This window comes from Azospirillum sp. B506 (assembly GCF_000333595.1).
Classification (GTDB): Bacteria; Pseudomonadota; Alphaproteobacteria; order Azospirillales; family Azospirillaceae; genus Azospirillum.
The window spans coordinates 1-1,917 of the sequence record NZ_BADK01000817.1 but is presented as its reverse complement, the minus strand read 5'-3'; the positions used below and the strand labels follow the sequence as shown (position 1 = coordinate 1,917).

3 protein-coding genes and 1 pseudogene are annotated in these 1,917 nt (G+C 62.6%); 1 reads left to right on the top strand and 3 read right to left on the bottom strand.

Going from position 1 to position 1,917, the window contains the following annotated elements; genetic code table 11:
• Positions 1–374 precede the first annotated feature (374 nt).
• Positions 375–542, bottom strand: a complete 168-nt coding sequence (locus I71_RS38505) for a hypothetical protein (protein WP_159107436.1) — start codon at positions 540–542, stop codon at positions 375–377.
• A gap of 96 nt (positions 543–638) precedes the next feature.
• Positions 639–878 carry a DDE-type integrase/transposase/recombinase gene (locus tag I71_RS40685; protein ID WP_148294371.1) on the bottom strand — a complete coding sequence of 80 codons (240 nt, stop codon included), beginning with the start codon at positions 876–878 and terminating at the stop codon, positions 639–641.
• 71 nt (positions 879–949) lie between these two features.
• On the opposite strand from I71_RS40685, the pseudogene I71_RS25470 reads away from it, so the two are divergent.
• Positions 950–1,369 (top strand): annotated as a pseudogene (locus I71_RS25470) (transposase); the annotation flags it as partial.
• Positions 1,370–1,464: 95 nt separating this feature from the next.
• Here the strand turns inward: I71_RS25470 and I71_RS25465 are convergent.
• The coding region (locus I71_RS25465; RefSeq protein ID WP_042700402.1) for an IS3 family transposase at positions 1,465–1,917 on the bottom strand (453 nt) is incomplete at its 5' end.

The window sequence follows — 1,917 nt, the reverse complement described above, 5'->3', positions numbered from 1 at the left end:
GAAAGCTCGACGCTGGTGACGGTCTTGACCGCCGCGCTCATGCCCGTCTGGAGATGCTCCCCGGCATAGACCACCCCCATCCCCCCCTTTCCCATCACATGGGTCAGCCGGTATGGACCGATCTGGGACAGGGGCTCGCTCGACATCGATCTGCTTGCTTTGCACAATTATTCTTGTGCCAAGCACGATAATGATCACGCCTCATTCTGTCGAGAGACGGAGGATCTCCAGCCGAGGTCTGCTCCGGAGACGAACGCTCCTGAGGGACGTTGGTCGGGTCAGTACATTATTGGGACTCAGATATACGGTAGGGGGCTCTGTTGCAAAGTTTGCCGGCATGCGCGAGATGATGGTTACGAACATCACCGCCGATGCTATGCCGCCTGAAGTTCGAGTTTCTGGCTGATGAACTGGACAGCCTCGGCGAGCACACAGGGTCCAAGGTTGAAGGCGCGTTCGACGAGGCGCGCCTCGCCCGGTTCTGCCAGCCTTCGCGCCAGCTTGTTTGACGGCACAGGGTTGACGTAGAGGATCACCACCATTCCGGAGGTGACCGATGCACTGTCCACACGGTTGCGTCAGTTCTCGCGCCAAGATCGGATTGGAGGTGAGGATTGCCGTGCCGCGAGCGGCCGTGTTTACGCGATGGCAAGCATGTCGCGCAGGGCGGCGATTCTCTGAACATGGATTGCCCGTCGTTGGCCTGCCGGGACGTGCTGCTTGCGCTGCGTCGCCGGCCGTAGAAAGTTGCGCACCTCGTCATAGGCCCGGCAGAACCGGTGTGCACTGGTTGAGGACTTGAAGCCGCGCATTGGGCGCGTGCGGCCCTTCACCCCGCGGTGATCCTGCTCCAAATGGTTGTTTTTGTACTTCGACATGTGGTCGGGCTGTTGCACGGATGGGGCTGATGCCGTAGGCCATGGCTCCGCCTCCGTTCAGGTTCTTGGCCGTGCCCTACAAAGCGAACGCTGCCCGCCGTCACCACATCACACGGCCGAAGCGGCGCGTGACCAATTGGGCCGCTTATGACGAGGCCTTGCGTCAGCGCGGCAGCCTCACCGTCTGGGTGAGCGACGAGGCGGTCGCGCAGTGGAAGGCGGCGCCCCGGACCACACCGGGTGGTCAGCCCCACTACTCGGACTTGGCGATCACCACGGCCTTGATGCTGAGGGCGGTGTTCCGTCTGGCGCTGCGCCAGACCGAGGGGCTGATCGGTTCCGTCTTGCACCTGCTCGGGCTTGATCTGCCGGTGCCGGATCACTCCACCATCGCGCGCCGGGCCCGGACGGTGACGCTGCCCTCAGCACCGCGCTCGAGCGGCGCGCCCATCCACCTGCTGGTGGATAGCACCGGGCTGAAGTTGTGTGGTACGCATCCGGTGAGTGACGCAGGTGCGGATCGAAACGGTCAGCGTCCCGTTCGGTGGATCTGGATTGATCTTGCCCTGCTTCGGTGGACACAGGTTCACGCAGATTTTAGCTCGGCCTGTTCGGGGGTGATGTATCCGATGGCCGAGTGAGCGCGTTGGCGATTGTCGTAGGTTTCGATGTAGGCGAACACCTCCCGGCGGGCCTGGTCGCGGGTTTCGAGCCGGGTACGATGGACCAACTCGACCTTGAGAGTGTGGAAGAAGCTCTCCATGGGAGCATTATCGTAGCAGCAGCCCTTGCGCGACATGGATTGCCGCATCCCGGCCGCCTGCAACAGGTCCCGGTAGTCCCGAGAGGCATACTGACTGCCGCGATCGGAATGCTGGATGAGACCCACAGACGGCCGTTGGCGCTGGATGGCCATCACCAGAGCCGAGGTGGTGAGTTCGGCGCGCATATGATCGCGCATCGCCCAGCCAACGATCTTCCGGGTCGCCAGATCGAGCACCGCCGCCAGATACAGCCAGCCTTCAGCAGTGGCAAATAG